The sequence below is a fragment of the Streptomyces europaeiscabiei genome, assembly GCF_001550375.1.
GTDB classification, from domain to species: Bacteria; Actinomycetota; Actinomycetes; order Streptomycetales; family Streptomycetaceae; genus Streptomyces; species Streptomyces europaeiscabiei.
Window position 1 is genome coordinate 1 of record NZ_LRTR01000137.1, and the last position, 17,365, is coordinate 17,365.

Sequence of the window (17,365 nt, forward strand, 5' to 3'; positions counted from 1 at the left end):
GGGCGGCCTCGGTGGGCCGGGGCCTCGACGGGCTGGGCGGCGGCGCGGGCCAGGAGCAGCGCGGTGATCGCGGCCACTTCCTCGGGCTCGGCGTGGCCCTTCTCGACGCGAATATCAGGCAGCTTCATGGGTGTCAGTCTCCGTGGAAGAGGTTTCCGCAGGGGTACCGCGAGGGAACCGGCGGGTTACTGCGGCGGGTTGCCGTGCTTGCGGGACGGCAGGTCCGCGTGCTTGGTGTGGAGCATCGCGAGGGAGCGGATGAGGACCGCGCGGGTGTCGGCGGGGTCGATCACGTCGTCCACGAGGCCGCGCTCGGCCGCGTAGTACGGGTGCATCAGTTCGGCCTTGTACTCCTTGACCATCCGGACCCGCATCGCCTCGGGGTCCTCGGCCTCGGCGATCTGCCGCCGGAAGATGACGTTGGCGGCACCTTCGGCGCCCATGACGGCGATCTCGTTGGTCGGCCACGCGTACGTGAGGTCGGCACCGATGGACTGGCTGTCCATGACGATGTAGGCCCCTCCGTACGCCTTGCGCAGGATGAGGGAGATCCGGGGCACGGTCGCGTTGCAGTACGCGTACAACAGCTTCGCGCCGTGGCGGATGATTCCGCCGTGCTCCTGGTCGACACCCGGGAGGAACCCGGGGACATCCAGCAGCGTGATGATCGGGATGTTAAAAGCGTCGCACATCTGGACAAAACGTGCAGCTTTTTCCGAGGCCTCGATGTCCAGGACGCCCGCGAGGCTCTGCGGCTGGTTGGCCACGATGCCGACGACCTGGCCGTCGAGACGGCCCAGCGCGCAGATGATGTTGCGGGCCCAGCGCTCGTGGACCTCCAGGTAGTCGCCGTCGTCGACGAGCTCCTCGATGACCTTGGTCATGTCGTACGGCCGGTTGCCGTCGGCCGGGACCAGGTCGAGGAGGACGTCGCCGCGGCGGTCCGCCGCGTCGGAGGGCTCCACGCGCGGCGGGTTCTCGCGGTTGTTCTGCGGGAGCATCGACAGGAGGTAGCGCACCTCGGCGATGCAGGTCTCCTCGTCGTCGTACGCGAAGTGGGCCACGCCGCTGGTCTCGGCGTGCACGTCCGCGCCGCCGAGGCCGTTCTGCGTGATCTCCTCGCCGGTGACCGCCTTGACGACGTCCGGGCCCGTGATGAACATCTGGGACGTCTCGCGGACCATGAACACGAAGTCGGTGAGGGCGGGGCTGTACGCCGCGCCGCCCGCGCAGGGGCCGAGCATCACGCTGATCTGCGGGATGACACCGGACGCCCTGGTGTTGCGCTGGAAGATGCCGCCGTACCCGGCGAGGGCGGAGACGCCCTCCTGGATACGGGCGCCCGCGCCGTCGTTGAGCGAGACCAGCGGAGCCCCGGCCGCGATGGCCATGTCCATGATCTTGTGGATCTTCGTGGCGTGGGCCTCGCCCAGCGCGCCGCCGAAGATGCGGAAATCATGGGCGTAGACGAAGACCGTACGGCCCTCCACCGTGCCCCAGCCGGTGACGACACCGTCGGTGTACGGCTTCTTGGACTCCAGACCGAATCCGGTGGCACGGTGCCGCCGCAACTGCTCGACCTCGTTGAAGGAGCCCGGGTCCAGCAGCAGCTCGATGCGCTCCCGGGAGGTCAGCTTGCCCTTGGCATGCTGCGCCTCGGTCGCCTTCTCGCTGGGGCCGGCCAACGCCTGGGCACGGATCTCGTGCAGCTCGGCCACTCGCCCTCGTGCGTCCGTCGGCTCACCCGGTGCCTCATCCAAAACGGTCATGTAGCGACCTTACGAAGCCGAGCAAGGAAAGCGGTCCGTCGACTCCGTACAGTCTCCGGCGTGTTTTCCTGGTACCCCTGAACAGAACCTCGTCGGCATGCAGGCGAACCGACTGCTCAGAGGGTGTGGAGCTTGTAGGAGTCACACAAAGGCGGTCAGGCCGCTCAGACGAGAGTCAGGTCACAGACGTGCGTGGCGCAGGCCTTGCCGGGGGTGACCCGGAGCCGTAGCCGGCCCCGTGTCGCCTCCAGCACCTCGACCGCTTCGTCCGCCCGGACGACCTCGCGGACCGGTCCGCGCCAGGTGATCTCCACCGGCTCGCCCGAGCGCGGCGGTTCGCTCACGCAGAGGGTAGCGGTCCTCCCCCGGCGGCGTAGCAGCACGCTCGCCCCGGCGGAGGCGGTCAGCGGGCCCGCCGTGGCGGACTGCCAGAAGTTGGCGGCCGTCAGACCGAGCGAGGGGACGTGGACGGCCTGGCACGTGGTGTCGTTGGCGAGGATCGACAACCAGTGCCGGTCGGCGGCACGAGCCGCCACGGCGTCGCGGGACGCTCCGGGCATCAGGAGGTAGACGTAGACGGCGTCCACCGGATCGGTGCCGTGGTCCAGCCAGACGGTCTGCCAGCGCCGGGTGCGGCGTTCGGCCGTGCTGGTGAGGTTGATGTCGGACCAGGCACCGGCGCGGTCCTCGCGCAGGGTGCGCAGGGCGCTGCCCGCGGGGTCCGGGAAGATCCAGCCCCCGTGGCCTTCCAGGTGCGCCCAGCGTCGGCCTCGTACGAGAGCCTGGGAGACTCCGCCTCCGCCCTCCCCGGGGGCGCCGCCGTCGGCCTCCCCGAGGTTCCGGTTGTCGACCACCGTCTCCACCGGCACCCCGTCGGTGCAGCTGATCCCCGACCCCAGACAGACGACGGCGTCGGCGACGCAGAACCAGGACTTGCGGGCCCGGAGGGTGGAGCCGAGACCTTCGAGGTGCTGGCCGATCGCCGCGTACTCGCCGTCCGTGGTGCCGCCGACCCATCGGGCGGCGGGCTTCGGCACGCCCCATTCGCCGCCCTCCTTGTCGGCGAGCCGCTTGGTGGAGACGGTCGTGCCGGGGAGGCGGTACCAGTCGACGGTGGGCCAGAACCAGTCCGTGTACTGGTCGCCGTGGTCCGCGGCCCACCAGAGGGTCAGCCCCGCGCCGGTGTGCCAGCCGCGCGGGTTCTCGCCGTTGCCGCACTCGTAGTGCGCGATGCGGTCGGAGGCCATGGCGATGTTCACCGTGAAGCCGGGGCGGCGGTGGACGGCTCTGTCCATGGCGGCGAAGAGACGGTGGCCGACGGGTTCGGGCGCGGCGGCGACCGGGGAGGCGGCGACGGCGTGCAGCCGGGCCAGGTCCGCGACGCCGAACTGCCTAGCCGTGAGGATCGGCGTGACCGTGTCGCGTTCGATCCATCCCTTGATCCGCCCGTGCCAGCGCTCGCGCTCGCCGGCGGTGGCGCCGAGCGCGAGCAGCGCGATCGCGGCGATGAGCCCCTGCCCATGGAAGTGGTCGCTCCGCATGATGTGCCGGTCGTCGCCCTTCAGGTGACCCCGGCTGATGGCACGGCCGTTGACGCTGTCCATCACCAGCCCGTCATGGATGAGGGGCGCGTACGCCCGTTCCACGCTGTCGAGGACGATCTGCCGGTTCGGGTCGGTCACCTCCCAGGAGGATCCGGCCAGCAGCGCGAAGAGCCGCCCCAGGCCGTCGAGCAGGACCTGTCCGTACGTCCCCGAGTAGGCCACCCAGGTGTGCTGCACGAACGAGCCGTCGGCGTACGGCCCGTCCCCCCGGGTGACATACGGGAAGACGGGCGAGAGGGCGTCCCGGGCCAGGGCGATCTTCTCGGGGGCACGGCCGAGGATGCCGCGCAGGGCCACGGAGCGGCACAGGTCGACGCGGTTGGCGCCCGTGGAGGTGCCGGTGTACTCGTGGAGCATCGCGTCGGGGACGAAGTGGTCGATCGCCGCGCAGGCGTCGGCCCTGCGGGTCGGCGTCAGCTCGTCGTACAGGGCGGCGACGATGTCCAGCAGGAGGCGGGGGCTGCCGATCTGCCACTCCCACCAGTTGCCGTAGCGGGTGGTGGAGGGGTTGTAGACCGACGCGGCGAGGTGGTCGAGGCCGCGCAGGACGTCCGCGAGGAGGGCGGCGTCGCCGGTCGAGCCGGTGCCCGGCTGCGCGTACGCCTGGGCCATCGTCCACAGGCGGCTGTAGCTCTGGGTGATCCTGGCGGGCGGGTCGAAGGGGTGGCCCGGCCAGAGGGAGCCGGTGGTGGGTGCCATGGCCGCGCGGAAGGCGTGGGCGAGGTCTCCGGTCTCGCGCAGGCGGGTGGCGTAGGGCTCGACGGCGGGGTCGTATCCGGCGCCGAGCGCGATGGTCAGCCAGCGGCGGCGGAGGGTGTCGTACGCGTCGGCGGCGTACGCGGTGGGGGCGGGAGCGGTCGTCGCCGCCAGGGTCGCGGCGAGGAGCAGGACGGTACGGCGGGTGGGGGCCATGCCCATGCCGTCTATCACCTCACCGCCACGGGATCAACAGTACGTGACGCTCCGGTCACCGAATCGATAAGGTTGAAACTTGAACGGAATAGGTCTACGGTGGGCCGTGTTCGATTCGTTGAACATTGAACAACACCACTCAAGGAGTACGTCATGGGCATCTTCGGCCGCAGCACGACCACCGAGACCGCCACCGCCACCGTCTCCGCGGTGAACCCCGAGCTGGCGGCGCTGACCGGCGACTACACGATCGACGCGTCCCACACCACGATCGGCTTCACGGCCCGCCACGCCATGGTCACCAACGTCAAGGGCGGCTTCCTCGACTTCTCCGGCAGCCTGCACCTGGACGGCTCGGACCCGTCCCGGTCCACCGCCTCCCTCGACGTCAAGATGGAGAGCATCGACACCGGCAACGCCGACCGTGACGGTCACCTGAAGAGCGCGGACTTCTTCAAGACGGAGGAGTTCCCCACGATGACCTTCCGCTCCACCGAGGCGGTGGCCCTCGGCGGCGACGACTACCGCATCACCGGCGACCTCTCCATCCTCGGCACGACCAGGCCGCTCACCATCGACCTGGAGTTCAACGGCGCGGCCAAGGACCCCTTCGGCAACGAGCGCGTCGGCTTCGAGGGCAAGGCGGAGATCCTGCGCTCCGAGTGGGGCCTCACGTGGAACGCGGCGCTGGAGACGGGCGGCGTCCTGGTGTCGGACAAGATCAAGCTGAGCTTCGACATCTCGGCGATCCGGAACGCGTGAGCCCTCGGCGGCGACGCCTAGCTGTTCCGACACCCGTTGAGCACACCCGCCCTCCGACTCCCCGTATCAGGAGGGCGGGTGCTCGGCATGTCCGGACACATCGAGCGGTTCGTGGCGCCTCTCGGCCCTCGGCCCTCGGCCGTCGTCTCGGACCCGGGGCCCATCGGGGCCGGCATGCTGCTCGGCTTCGGCGCGAAGGCGCGGCACCCCGTGAGGCCCGTCAGGCGTGCGCGGGACCGAGCGGGCGCATCGGGCGTCCGCCTCCCTCACCGGGCCACCCGTCCCTCCTCCAGCCTCGCGACCGCCGCCGCCACCTGAGCCGCCAGGCTCTGCGGAGTACGGGCCCGCAGCACCCCGAGCATGGCGAGGTACTGGTCCGTCCTGCCGAGCCCGTCGAAGGCGGCCTTCGCGCGGGGGTTGCGCTCCAGCGCGGCCGCGAGATCCTCCGGGACCACGGCGTTCTTCTGCGACTCGTACGCCGCCTCCCATCGGCCGTCCGCCCGCGCCGCGGCCACCTCCGCGAGGCCACCGGCCCGCATCCGGCCGGCGGCGGTCAGCTCCCCCACCCGCCGCACATTCACCATCGACCAGTCGCCGCCCGGCCTGCGCGGGGTGATCCGCTGCAGGAAGTACGCCTCGTCGAGGCGCCGCCGGTGGCCCGTGATCCAGCCGTGGCAGAGGGCCACGTCATTGACGTCACCGGCGCTGACCGAACGAATCCCCGACCCCTTCTTGGCGACCTTGACCCACAGACCGCCGCTGCTCGGGGCGGGGTGGGCGGTCAGCCAGGCATCGAGGCGGCCGGCGTCGGGGAACGCGTGGGCCTCCGCGCCTTCGGAAGTCGTGACCTCGGGAGTCGTGACCTCGGGAGTCGTGACCTCGGGGGTGGTGCCTTCGGAAGTCGGGCCCTCGGGAGTGGTCATGCTCCGCACGGTAGACCCGATGTAGGTCGGTTCTTGTCCTATACGACGACCGCGTCGTCCAGCACCTGATCGAGCACCCGGCGCTGCCGCCCCTCCGGGTCGGGGCTGGACAGCCCCGCCGTGCTCACCAGCGCCTTCCACAGCGCCCAGCCGCGTGCCCGGCGCCATGCGTCGTCGGGCAGGCCGACGGCCTCGCGGAAGGCCTTCCGTTCCTCGCCGGTGAAGTGGTTCCAGGCGATGACGAGGTCACAGGCGGGGTCGCCGACGCCGGAGGAGCCGAAGTCGATGACGGCGCAGAGGGTGCCGTCCGTGGCGAGGAGGTTCCCGACGGCGACATCACCGTGGAACCACGTCGGCGGCGACGGCCAGGCCGACGTCAGCGCGTCCGCCCAGACGGCACGGCAGGCGGCGACGTCGTCCAGGCCCGCCAGCCGCTCCAGGGCCGCTTCGACCTCGTCGCCGTACACGCTGGGATGGCAGCCGCGGAAGTACGAGTGCCGCCCGGCCGCCGGACCCCGGCCGAGCGGGGCCCTGCGCAGTTCGCCCAGGAAGGCGCCGAGATCGCGGGCCAGTCGCGTGCGGTCGACGCCCGCCGCGACCTCGACCGTGTCCCCGGGGAGCCACCGCCGCACCGACCACGAGAACGGGTAGCCCTCCCCCGGCCTCCCGGCGGCGACCGGCTCCGGCACGGGCACCGGCAGGTGCCGGGCCAGCGCGGGCAGACAGCGGTCCTCCTTCGCCACCGCGGCCGCATAGCCCTCGGCGCTCGGCAGCCGGACCGTCAGCTCGTCGCCGAGTCTGAAAGTGCGGTTGTCCCAGCCCTGCCGGTCGACGGGCCGGACGGGCAGCTCGCTCCAATCGGGGAACTGGGCCGAGATCAGGGCGCGTACGAGGTCCGGGGTGATGTCGATCACCGGGTCAGTGTGCGCGCTCCCTCGACGCCGCCGCACGGCCTTTTCGCGGGAGTGGTGCGTGGGCCGGAAGTGAAGCTGGCTGATTCACGCCTCTTGTGTGGGGGCTTTCGGCGTTCTCATAATCCTGCAACAGAAATTGACCTGGGCATGCCATCAAGGCTGATTTCTTGCCGTCGTGTTGGCATGCCTATGTCATGTCTGCGTTTCGGTTGCACGAGCCATCGCATGTCAACCCCCCACGGAAGGCATCACGTTGAAGCGACTCATCACCGCTCTGAAGAGATGTGCGGCTGTCGGTGCCGCCGCGCTCGCGATCGCCAGTCTGCAGCCCGTGTCGGCGGCCGAGGCCGCGCCTGCGCCGGTGGTCGGCGGAACGCGCGCCGCACAGGGCGAGTTCCCGTTCATGGTCCGGTTGTCGATGGGCTGTGGCGGATCGCTGTACACCCAGCAGATCGTGCTCACCGCCGCGCACTGCGTGAGCGGCTCCGGCAACAACACCGGCATCACGGCGACCGCCGGCGTCGTGGACCTCCAGAACACCAGCGGCCGGATCCAGGTCCGCTCCACCAAGGTGCTCCAGGCCCCCGGCTACAACGGCACCGGCAAGGACTGGGCGCTCATCAAGCTCGCCCAGCCGATCAACCTTCCGACCCTGAAGATCGCCACCACCACGCAGTACAACACCGGCAACTTCACCGTCGCCGGCTGGGGCGCCACCCGGGAGGGCAGTGCCGGGTCCCGCTACCTCCTCAAGGCCACCGTGCCGTTCATCAATGACTCGACCTGCCGTGCCTACGGCGGCATCTACAGCGGCCTGGTCGCCGGCGAGGAGATCTGCGCCGGTTACGACGCGGGCGGCGTCGACACCTGCCAGGGCGACTCCGGCGGCCCGATGTTCCGCCGGGACAACGCCAATGCCTGGATCCAGGTCGGCATAGTCAGCTGGGGCGACGGCTGTGCCCGCCCCGACGCCCCCGGCGTCTACAGCGAGGTCTCCACCTTCGCGTCCCAGATCGCCTCGGCCGCGGCCACTCTCTGACCGAACCGGCACCACCTCGTACGACGGCACGGGCCCGGCGTTCTCTCGCGCCGGGCCCGTGCCCGTGCCCGCGGCGGGCCGCGTGCTCAGAAGCCTCCGCTGAAGTCCCCGCCGCCCCCGAAGTCGCCGCCACCGAAGCCGCCGGAGAAGTCGTCACTGTCGAAGTCGGCGCCCGAGACGTCGCCGCCCCCGTAGCCGGCGGCCGCACCGAAGTCGCCGTAACCGGAGCCGTACATGGCCGCGTAGGACGGGGTGGCCATCATGCTGCCGAGCATCGTGCCGACGAGGAGGCCCGGGAGGAGGCCGCCGCCGTAGTAGCCGCCCGCCCAGGGGCCGTAGGCCGGGCCGGCGTCCCAGTAGGGGCGACGCCCGCCGGACGCCGTCTCCACCTCGCGGATCATGGGGTCCTGACCGTCGGCGAGGCGTGCCCGGTCGGCGGCGCAGACCGGGACCTCGCGTTCGGTGCCGACGCCCGGGGTCCACAGGACGTCCGCGACCGAGGGGCCGTGGCGGGGGTCGAAGAAGCAGGGGGCCCGGCGTTCGGGGAGGGGGCGGCCCTCCCTGCGGGCGGCGAGCTGGGCGAGGGAGAAGCGGCCGTCCTCCAGGGTCTGCGTGACCGCGCGGACCTCCTCGGGGCGGGTGGCCGCCGCCATGAGCGACTTGGCCTTCTCGTACGCGTCCAGGGCCCGTTCGTAGTCGGCGCGCATCGTGTCGTCCGCGCCCGCCTCGGCGGGGTGGAAGTCCAGGTGGTCCAGTTCCTCGCCGAAGGCCGTGATGTCCTCGTCCACCACGACGGCGAGCCTGGCCAGCGCCTCGCGGCGTTCCTCCTCCTTCTTCCGGCGGCTCCGGCGCACCAGCGCGTACGCGCCCACGCCGCCCGCCACCACGACCGCGCCCGCCGCCGCCAGGGCACCGGCGTCCACGCCCCCGTCACCTTCGTCGCTCCAGCCGGCCGGGGCCGTGCCGCCGGGGTTGCTGCGCAGGGCGTCGTCCACGAAGTCGTTGAGCTGGGCCTTCGGGTCACCGGTGCCCTGCACCGCCGAGACCAGGTTCGCCACGGCCTGCCGGCTCAGCACATCGCTGTCGGCGCGGGCGTCGAAGCGGTCACCGAGGCGGACGGCGTAGAGGCCGCTCACGCCGGTCTCGGTGCGGAGGTTCCGGAAGAGGTCCTGGGTCGGGTATCCGGCCGGGAGGACCGCCACGAAGACCGGCTCGTCGGCGTCCTCGATCTTGTCGGCGAGAGCCTCGGCGTCCGCCGAGGAGAGCAGGTCGGAGGCGGCCGGGTCGACGTAGACGGGGCTCTCGCGCAGGGCCTCGGCCACCGTCGTGAGGTCGGTGGCCGCGTACGCGCCCGGCGCGCCGACGGACAGCACCGCCAGGGCCGCGAGCGCCATCGCCGCGAACGGCATCATGAGGAGGCGGAACAGACGTCGGACCGGTGCGCCTTTCATACCTTCGAAGCTACCTCGATCGGCGTGAAAACGGACGATCGGGGCGGCCGGGGTGTGGGCGGCGTCGGTGGTCGGTGTCGGAGGTCGGCGTCGGAGGTCGGCGTCGGAGGTCGGCGTCGGTCGTCGTCCGGTACGCCGCGGTGACGGGTCCGCCGACCGTGCCGGTGACGTGACCCGGAGGTGGGCCCAGGTGGTGGCGTCGGTGGTCACCCGCGCCGGTGCGGCCGCCGTGGCCGTGGGAGCGAACGGCGGCGGGAGCGGACCGGACAGCGGGGCGACCGAGCGGGGCGACGACGCACCTCGGTTCCGCGTCGACTTCCCTCCCCCGCTCGGCCGGGTCCGGTGGCCACACTCAACTCCCTTGTTCCATTTGTGACTTGATGGGAGCCGACCGTCGACTTGGGCGGCCGCCAAAACGCCTGTACAACCGTTCGAGAGGGGGACTGATGACGTTGGGCGACAGAGAGACGGGGGCGAGCGCGATGCTGAAGAGAGTTCTCGCGGTGACGGGCGCGGCGGCCGGGGCGGTGCTGTTGAGCGGTTGTGTGGCGCTCGAACTACCGCTCGCAGCCGTGACGGCGGACGCGGACGGGGTGCCTCTGGTGCTGATCCGGCCCTGTGATGACGACCCCTACGAGGACCCGACGCTCTCGGGCTGGGCCGGTGCCCACGAGGACGAGCCGAGCGAGGACGAGGCGGACACCACCGTCTGGGAGGCGGCCGGCGAGTGGTCGGGGGCCGAGGAGTTCCCGCTCTTCTCGCCGCCGGCCTCGTGGGGGGTCGAGGCCGGGGACGAGCGGCGGCCCCGGTCGGGCCACACCTACAGGTTCGTCTTCTACGGCCAGACCGACGACGACGCCAACGGCACGGTCATGTTCACCACGGCCGATCTCCGACGGCTGAAGCCGGGGCAGGTGTGGGCCGATGACCGGGCGATGAGCCTTGAGGAGTTCGAGGAACTCGCCGAGAAGTCGTGTTGACGGCTTCGCCGAAGGGGTGCGTGGTCGGGTGCGGGGAAGCACGCGACCAGCCCTCACCCACCCGCACCCGACCGCACACCCCCCTGCGCGCCGAACTCTCGGCGCGCTACTCCGCCGGCTCCACACCCGCCCGCAGCAGCCCGTACGTGTACGCGTCCTCCAGCGCCTGCCACGACGCGGCGATCACGTTGTCGGCGACGCCCACCGTGGACCACTCGCCCGTGCCGTCCGTCGTGGAGATCAGGACGCGGGTCGTTGAGTTGCTGCCGTGCTTGCCCTCCAGGATGCGGACCTTGTAGTCGACCAGCTCCAGCTTGGCGAGCTGGGGGTAGATCTTCTCCAGGGCCACACGCAGGGCGCGGTCGAGGGCGTTGACGGGGCCGTTGCCCTCGGCCGTGGCGACGATGCGCTCGCTCTTGGACCACAGCTTGACGGTGGCCTCGTTGGCGTGGCTGCCGTCGGGGCGGTCCTCGACGATGGCCCGCCAGGACTCGGTGCGGAAGTACCGTTGCGGCTTGCCCGCGACCTCGTCGCGCAGCAGGATCTCGAAGCTCGCGTCGGCCGCCTCGTACGTGTAGCCGCGCAGCTCGCGTTCCTTGACCCGCTCGACGACCCGGCCGACCAGCTCGCGGTCGCCGCCGAGGTCGACGCCCAGCTCCTTGCCCTTGAGCTCGATGGAGGCGCGGCCCGCCATGTCGGAGACCAGCATCCGCATGGTGTTGCCGACCTGCTCGGGGTCGATGTGCTGGTACAGGTCCGGGTCGACCTTGATCGCGGAGGCGTGCAGGCCGGCCTTGTGCGCGAAGGCGGAGACACCCACGTAGGGCTGATGGGTGGAGGGGGTGAGGTTGACGACCTCGGCGATCGCGTGCGAGATCCGCGTCATCTCCCGCAGGGCGCCCTCGGGGAGGACCTTCTTGCCGTACTTCAGCTCCAGGGCGGCGACGACCGGGAAGAGGTTGGAGTTGCCGACGCGTTCGCCGTAGCCGTTGGCGGTGCACTGGACGTGGGTCGCGCCGGCGTCGACGGCGGCCAGGGTGTTGGCGACCGCGCAGCCGGTGTCGTCCTGGGCGTGGATGCCGAGGCGGGCGCCGGTGTCGGCGAGGACGGTCGCCACGACGGCCTGGACCTGGGCGGGGAGCATGCCTCCGTTGGTGTCGCAGAGGATCACCACGTCGGCGCCGGCCTCGGCGGCGGTGCGGACGACGGCCTTGGCGTACTCGGGGTTGGCGCGGTAGCCGTCGAAGAAGTGCTCGCAGTCGAGGAAGACCCGGCGGCCCTGCTCATGGAGGTGGGCGACGGTGTCGCGGACCATCTCCAGGTTCTCGTCGAGGGTGGTGCGCAGCGCCAGCTCGACATGCCGGTCGTGGGACTTGGCGACGAGGGTGATGACCGGGGCACCGGAGTCCAGGAGGGCCTTGACCTGCGGGTCCTCGCTCGCCTTGCCACCCGCGCGGCGGGTCGCGCCGAAGGCGACCAGCTGGGCGTGCTTGAAGTCGATCTCCTTCTGCGCGCGGGCGAAGAACTCGGTGTCGCGTGGGTTCGCGCCCGGCCAGCCGCCCTCGATGAAGCCGACGCCGAAGTCGTCCAGGTGCCGTGCGATGGCCAGCTTGTCCGCGACCGTGAGGTTGATGCCCTCGCGCTGGGCGCCGTCGCGCAGGGTGGTGTCGAAGACGTGGAACGAGTCGTCCAGCTCGCTGGTTTCCGTCATGGTCTCAAGGCTCCTGTGTTGGATCTCGGTCGTACCGGAATGACCGGCTCCACCGTCCTCCAATGATCCCTCGCGCTGCGCTCCCGGCTGAAGGTGGGCCAGAAAAGCGAAAAACCCCTCGCGGGTGCGAGAGGTCTGCGCGCGGGTCGAGAACAACGGTGGCCGCCTGTACCTGGTCGTACGTGGCGGTCACTGCGGACCGGCGCGCCTGCTGCCAATAATCGTGGCGAACGAGAGCACGGGGGAAGTCTGGCACAGACCGGTCCCGTGCTCACCGTCCGTCTCAGGATGCGAACAGCGCGCTGATCACCGTGCGGTCACCGCGTGCGGCGTACTTAGACCTCCCGGGCGTCGCGGGTGTCGCCCGCCGGGATCAGTGCCGGGTCCCGGGACTCGGAGGCGACCGGACCGCCACCGTTCGCGATCCTGCCCGGCTCGACGTACGCCGTGGCCGTGCCACCGGTGGTGTCCGGGGTGAGCAGGACGGTGGTGCCCTCGTCGGGTCCCGCAGACACACCGGGTAATCCGAGGCGTACCGGCCGCCCGGGCCGTGGGCGGCGTGCAGTCGCCGGTTCCAGCCGGTGGGGCCTGGTGTGCGCGAACACCTGCGGTCCCTACCGTCCCTGTCGTTCCTACCGTCCCTGTCGTTCCTACCGTCCCTGTCGTTCCTACCGTCCCGGTCGTTCCGGTCGTTCCTGCCGTCAGGGATCGGACGGGTGTCCGGGGACTCGAAGACGACCGTCCGTCCGTCGCCGTGACCGACAGCTTCGGGGACTCGCAGCCGTGACGGGCGGGGGCACCCGGGAGCGCGGTAACGGTCGTGGTCGTAACGGTCGTAGTCACGGACCGGTGCGCGGGGGCGGTGCGCTGTCGTCCTGGCCAGGCAGGACCCGGCCACGGCTCAGCCCAGTGACTCGTCGAGGAACTCCCGCACGTGGGCCAGGATCTGGGCGCGGTCCGTCCCGCGCAGCCCGATGGCCACATGGATCGAGAAGCCGTCGAGCAGGGCCCGCAGCCGGGCGGCGAAGCGGTCCGGGTCGACCGCGCGGAACTCCCCCTTCGACACGCCCTCCGCGAGCAGGGCCACCAGGTCGCGGTGCCAGGCGCCCTCGATGGCGGCCTGGCGGTCGCGGGCGTCGTCGTCGGCGTTCTGCGAGCGGTTCCAGACCTCCAGCCAGAGTGTCCAGTGCGGGTCGCGGTGACCGTCGGGCACATACAGGTCGACGTAGGCCGCCAGCCGCTCGCGGGCGGTGCCCGTGCGGGTGAGCAGCCGGGCGCGCTCCGCGCCGAGCCGGCCCTCGCTCCACTCCAGGGTCCGCAGCAGCAGCTCGTCCTTGGAGTGGAAGTAGTAGAGGAGATGGCCGCTGCTCATGCCGACCTCCCGGCCGAGCGCCGCCATGGTGAGCTTCTCCAGGCCCCGCTCGGCGATCATGCCCATGGCGGCGCCGAGCACGTCCTCGCGCGGCGGGGCGCTGTTGCGGCGACGGGCGGTGCCCGGGCGGCCGTGCGCGGCCGGGGACGGTGGGGGCGGTGGCGGCGGTGGCGTGGTCATCCGTACGTTTCTACCTGACGCGCCTCCTGCGCCGCTGCCGGGTGGTACGTCGTCCTGGGCTGCTGCTGGGTGATGCAGTGGATGCCTCCGCCGCCCGCGAAGATCGTGCGGGCGTCGACGAGCGTGACCGTCCGCCGCGGGAACAGCCGGCGGAAGATCCCGGCGGCGATCTCGTCGCGTGGGTCGTCGAAGCCGCAGAGGACGACGCCGCCGTTGCAGAGGTAGTGGTTGATGTAGGAGTAGTCGGCCCAGCGGCCGTCCGCCTCCAGCACGGTCGGGGCGGGGACCTCGACGACCTCCAGGCGCCGCCCGCGCGCGTCGGTCCCGGCCCGGAGCAGGCCGATGATCTCCCGGGTGATCTCGTGGTCGGGGTGGGCGGGGTCCGGCTGGGAGTGGGCCACGACCACGCCGGGGCGGGCGAAGGCCGCCACGATGTCGACATGGCCGAGCGTGCCGAAGCCGTACGGGGGATAGTCGCCGGTGAGGCCGCGCGGCAGCCAGATCGCCCTGCGGGTGCCGAGGTGGGCGTGGATCTCCGCCTCGACCTCCTCGCGGGTCCAGCCGGGGTTGCGCTCCGGGCCGAGCTGCACGGTCTCCGTCAGCAGGACGGTGCCCTCGCCGTCGACGTGGATCGCCCCGCCCTCGTTGACGAGCTTCGAGGCGTAACTCCGCGCTCCCGCGAGGTCCGCCACCTGCCCGGCGATCCGGGCGTCGTGCCCCCAGCGGGCCCAGGGCTGGGCACCCCAGCCGTTGAACGTCCAGTCGACGGCGGCGAGTGCACGCCCGTCCGTGAGGAAGGTCGGCCCGATGTCCCGCATCCAGGCGTCGTCCAGCGCCCGTTCGACCGTGTCGACACCCTCGCCGAGCAGGGCGCGCGCCTGCGGAGACTGCCCCGGCCCGCACACCACGGTCACGGGTTCGAAGCGGCGGACGGCACGGGCGACCGACGCCCAGGCCAGGCGGGATTCCGCGAGGTCCGCCGGGTCCTCGAAGGTCGGGTTCGGTCCCGGCCATGCCATCCAGGTGCGCTCGTGGGGAGCCCACTCGGGCGGCATCCGGAAGCCGTCGGCGGCGGGTGTGGTCATGGGGACGGCTCCTCAGAGGAAGTACAGGCGGTTGAGGGAGACCGACTCGGCGGGCTCGGAGCGCAGCGGTTCGCCGTCGAGGGTGACCAGGCCGGTGCGCTGGTCCACGTCGACGGATCCGGTACGGGAGTTGAGGCGCAGGTCGGCCGGGCCTATCCCGCGCGTGCCGTGCACGGCGACCCTGCGACGCCGGGTCGGCATCGAGTCGCCGCCCTGGTCGAGGGCGGCCCGCGCGACGAAGGCGACGGAGAGGTCGGCGGGGGTGGCGCCGTACGCCCCGAACTGGGGCCCCATCACGAGGGGTTCGCAGGTGTCGGTGGCCGCGTTCGGGTCGCCGACGACGCCGTAGGCGGGGAAGCCGGACTTGAGCACGAGCTGGGGCTTGGCCCCGAAGTACTCCGGCCGCCACAGCACGAGGTCGGCCAGCTTGCCGACCTCGATCGAGCCGATCTCGTGCGCGAGGCCGTGGGCGATGGCGGGGTTGACGGTCAGCTTGGCGATGTAGCGCAGCACACGCTCGTTGTCGTGGCCGTCGTCCGGGGCGCCCAGCTCGGCCTTCATCTTCCCGGCCATCGCGAAGGTCCGGCGGACGGTCTCCCCCGCACGGCCCATCCCCTGCGCGTCCGACGAGGTGATACCGATCGCCCCCAGGTCGTGCAGGACGTCCTCGGCGCCCATCGTCCCGGCGCGGATGCGGTCCCGGGCCAGGGCTGCGTCGCCGGGCAGGTCGGTCTTGAGGCCGTGGGCGGCGACGATCATCCCGTAGTGCTCGGCGACGGCGTCCCGGCCGAAGGGGAGGGTGGGGTTGGTGGAGGAGCCGATGACGTTCGGGACCCCGGCCATCTTCAGGACGTTCGGCACATGCCCGCCGCCACAGCCCTCGATGTGGAAGGCGTGGACCGTACGGCCCTCCAGGACGCGCAGGGTGTCCTCGACCGACAGGCACTCGTTCAGTCCGTCGCTGTGCAGGGCGACCTGGACGTCGTGCTCCTCGGCGACGCGCAACGCCGTGTCCAGCGCGCGGGTGTGGGCGCCCATGTCCTCGTGCACCTTGAAACCGCAGGCCCCGCCCTCGGCGAGCGCCTCCACCAGCGGGGCGTCGCCGGACGAGGAACCCCGGCCGAGGAAGCCGATGTTGACCGGCCAGGCGTCGAACGCGTTGAACGCGTGCCGCAGCGCCCAGGGCGAGTTGACCCCGACGCCCCACACCGGCCCGAACTCCTGCCCGATGATCGTCGTCACCCCGGAGGCGAGCGAGGCCTCCATGATCCGGGGGGACAGCAGATGGACATGGGTGTCGACGGCTCCGGCGGTGGCGATCAGCCCCTCGCCGGAGACGATGGACGTGCCCGTGCCGACGAGCACCTCGACCCCGTCGAGGGTGTCGGGGTTCCCGGCCCGCCCGATCGCGCTGATCCGTCCCTCCCGGATGCCGATCGACACCTTCCGGACGCCCTGCACCGCGTCGATCACCACGACGTTGCTGATCACGACGTCACAGGTCTCCCGGACGGCGGCCGCCTTGAGGTGCAGCCCGTCCCGCGCGGTCTTCCCGAAGCCGGCCAGGAACTCGTCGCCGTACCGCTGGGAGTCCGACTCGACCCGGATCACGAGCCCCGAGTCGCCGAGCCGGATCCGGTCGCCCGCGCGGGGGCCGTGGGTGGCGGCGTACGCGTGGGGGTCGAGGTTCATCGGTCCGCCCCCAGGTATCCGCAGGCGGCGGCCCGGTGCAGAGCCTCCTCCTTGGCGCCCGGCGCGTCCAGCTCCCCGTCGACGAGACCGGCGAACCCGATCGCGATCCGCTCGCCACCGATCGGCACGAGCCCGACCTCGACGCGCTCCCCCGGCCCGAACCGCACCGACGACCCGGCGGGGACCGCGAGCCGCATCCCGTACGCCGTGCCCCGCGCGAAGTCGAGCCGCGGGTTGGCCTCGAAGAAGTGGAAGTGGGAGGTGACGGAGACGGGCACAGCGGCGGTGTTGGTGACCGTCAGCCGCACGACGGCCTCCGGGTCGCGGTGCGCCGGGCCCGGCAGGAGCGCACCAGGGGCGGGATCCCCTGGTGCACCGCCGATCGGGTCGGAGACGACGGCCAGCCGTGACCCGTCCTCGAACACCGCCTCGACATGTACCTCCCTGACGACGTCCGCGACGCCCGGCAGCACGTCGCCGGGGCCGAGCAGGCTCCGTGCCCGGTCGATGGCCTCGGCGAGCCGCAGCCCGTCCCGCGCCGCCTCGCACACGGCGTCCGCGACGAGCGCGGTCGCCTCGGGCACGTTCAGCCGCAGGCCGCGCGCACGACGCGCCCGGGCCAGCTCGGCGGCGCCGAAGAGGAGCAGACGGTCGCGCTCGGTGGGGGTCAGTCGCATGCCACGACACCTCCTTGCGATCCAAGACTTAGAGCGTCACTCTAAACGTGGTTCGCAAGAAAGCGGAAGATGCGGCCGGAGGATGAGACTCCAGGTGGACAGCTTCGGGCCCACGGCAGACAACACCAGGGGCGGCGATTCGAGTGACGTTCTAATGGTCGCGGGAAGCGTCGTACACGGTCCGCGTCTCCCGCACCTCCTCGTCCTCGGTGAGCGCGCCCGAGGTCAGGGCCCCGCCCAGGAGCGCGGTGAGCGACAGCGCCGCCATGGCGAGGGCGGCCCGGCGCCGGGGCC

General features: G+C 71.8%; 15 protein-coding genes. 3 read left to right on the plus strand and 12 right to left on the minus strand.

What is annotated here, in order from left to right; genetic code table 11:
- From AWZ10_RS47300 to AWZ10_RS06420, 3 genes are all read right to left on the minus strand, one after another.
- The coding region (locus AWZ10_RS47300) for an acyl-CoA carboxylase epsilon subunit (RefSeq protein ID WP_079104301.1) at positions 1-128 on the minus strand (128 nt) is incomplete at its 3' end.
- Between the two features lie 57 nt (positions 129-185).
- Complete coding sequence (locus tag AWZ10_RS06415; protein ID WP_046704328.1) at positions 186-1,769, minus strand: acyl-CoA carboxylase subunit beta; 1,584 nt, start codon at positions 1,767-1,769, stop codon at positions 186-188.
- A gap of 164 nt (positions 1,770-1,933) precedes the next feature.
- On the minus strand, positions 1,934-4,291 hold the full coding sequence (locus tag AWZ10_RS06420) for a polysaccharide lyase 8 family protein (protein ID WP_060890631.1): 2,358 nt from the start codon (positions 4,289-4,291) through the stop codon (positions 1,934-1,936).
- 147 nt (positions 4,292-4,438) lie between these two features.
- Here AWZ10_RS06420 and AWZ10_RS06425 point away from each other — a divergent pair, with 147 nt between their 5' ends.
- The gene (locus AWZ10_RS06425) at positions 4,439-5,047 is read left to right on the plus strand and encodes a YceI family protein (RefSeq protein ID WP_046704330.1); all 609 of its coding nucleotides are present in this window, start codon (positions 4,439-4,441) and stop codon (positions 5,045-5,047) included.
- Positions 5,048-5,313: 266 nt separating this feature from the next.
- Here AWZ10_RS06425 and AWZ10_RS06435 read toward each other — a convergent pair whose 3' ends face one another.
- Positions 5,314-5,970 (minus strand): YdeI/OmpD-associated family protein, encoded by a 657-nt coding sequence (locus AWZ10_RS06435; RefSeq protein ID WP_079104302.1) that lies wholly within the window; start codon positions 5,968-5,970, stop codon positions 5,314-5,316.
- Between the two features lie 38 nt (positions 5,971-6,008).
- Positions 6,009-6,884, minus strand: coding sequence for an aminoglycoside phosphotransferase family protein (locus AWZ10_RS06440; RefSeq protein WP_060890632.1), 876 nt, complete (start codon positions 6,882-6,884; stop codon positions 6,009-6,011).
- A gap of 253 nt (positions 6,885-7,137) precedes the next feature.
- On the opposite strand from AWZ10_RS06440, the gene AWZ10_RS06445 reads away from it, so the two are divergent.
- The gene (locus tag AWZ10_RS06445; protein WP_046704334.1) at positions 7,138-7,923 is read left to right on the plus strand and encodes a S1 family peptidase; all 786 of its coding nucleotides are present in this window, start codon (positions 7,138-7,140) and stop codon (positions 7,921-7,923) included.
- Positions 7,924-8,009: 86 nt separating this feature from the next.
- Here the strand turns inward: AWZ10_RS06445 and AWZ10_RS06450 are convergent, their stop codons facing one another.
- On the minus strand, positions 8,010-9,374 hold the full coding sequence (locus AWZ10_RS06450; RefSeq protein WP_060890633.1) for a hypothetical protein: 1,365 nt from the start codon (positions 9,372-9,374) through the stop codon (positions 8,010-8,012).
- Between the two features lie 446 nt (positions 9,375-9,820).
- On the opposite strand from AWZ10_RS06450, the gene AWZ10_RS06455 reads away from it, so the two are divergent.
- Entirely contained in the window at positions 9,821-10,354 is a 534-nt protein-coding gene (locus tag AWZ10_RS06455) for a hypothetical protein (RefSeq protein ID WP_244172417.1), read from the plus strand.
- Between the two features lie 106 nt (positions 10,355-10,460).
- On the opposite strand, the gene cimA is transcribed toward AWZ10_RS06455, so the two are convergent.
- The 6 genes from cimA to ureA all read right to left on the minus strand — a co-directional run bounded on the left by cimA (position 10,461) and on the right by ureA (position 17,071).
- The gene (gene cimA, locus AWZ10_RS06460; protein WP_046708318.1) at positions 10,461-12,065 is read right to left on the minus strand and encodes a citramalate synthase; all 1,605 of its coding nucleotides are present in this window, start codon (positions 12,063-12,065) and stop codon (positions 10,461-10,463) included.
- Positions 12,066-12,400: 335 nt separating this feature from the next.
- Complete coding sequence (locus tag AWZ10_RS06465; RefSeq protein WP_046708319.1) at positions 12,401-12,580, minus strand: hypothetical protein; 180 nt, start codon at positions 12,578-12,580, stop codon at positions 12,401-12,403.
- 386 nt (positions 12,581-12,966) lie between these two features.
- Positions 12,967-13,503 carry a TetR/AcrR family transcriptional regulator gene (locus AWZ10_RS06470; protein ID WP_046708333.1) on the minus strand — a complete coding sequence of 179 codons (537 nt, stop codon included), beginning with the start codon at positions 13,501-13,503 and terminating at the stop codon, positions 12,967-12,969.
- Positions 13,504-13,613: 110 nt separating this feature from the next.
- Positions 13,614-14,702 carry an agmatine deiminase family protein gene (locus AWZ10_RS06475; RefSeq protein WP_060890634.1) on the minus strand — a complete coding sequence of 363 codons (1,089 nt, stop codon included), beginning with the start codon at positions 14,700-14,702 and terminating at the stop codon, positions 13,614-13,616.
- 12 nt (positions 14,703-14,714) lie between these two features.
- A complete protein-coding gene (locus tag AWZ10_RS06480) occupies positions 14,715-16,394 on the minus strand; it encodes an urease subunit alpha (RefSeq protein WP_060890635.1) in 1,680 nt (559 codons plus the stop codon).
- Complete coding sequence (gene ureA, locus AWZ10_RS06485) at positions 16,391-17,071, minus strand: urease subunit gamma (RefSeq protein WP_046708322.1); 681 nt, start codon at positions 17,069-17,071, stop codon at positions 16,391-16,393. The genes AWZ10_RS06480 and ureA overlap by 4 nt, the downstream gene beginning before the upstream one ends.
- Positions 17,072-17,365: the final 294 nt, after the last annotated feature.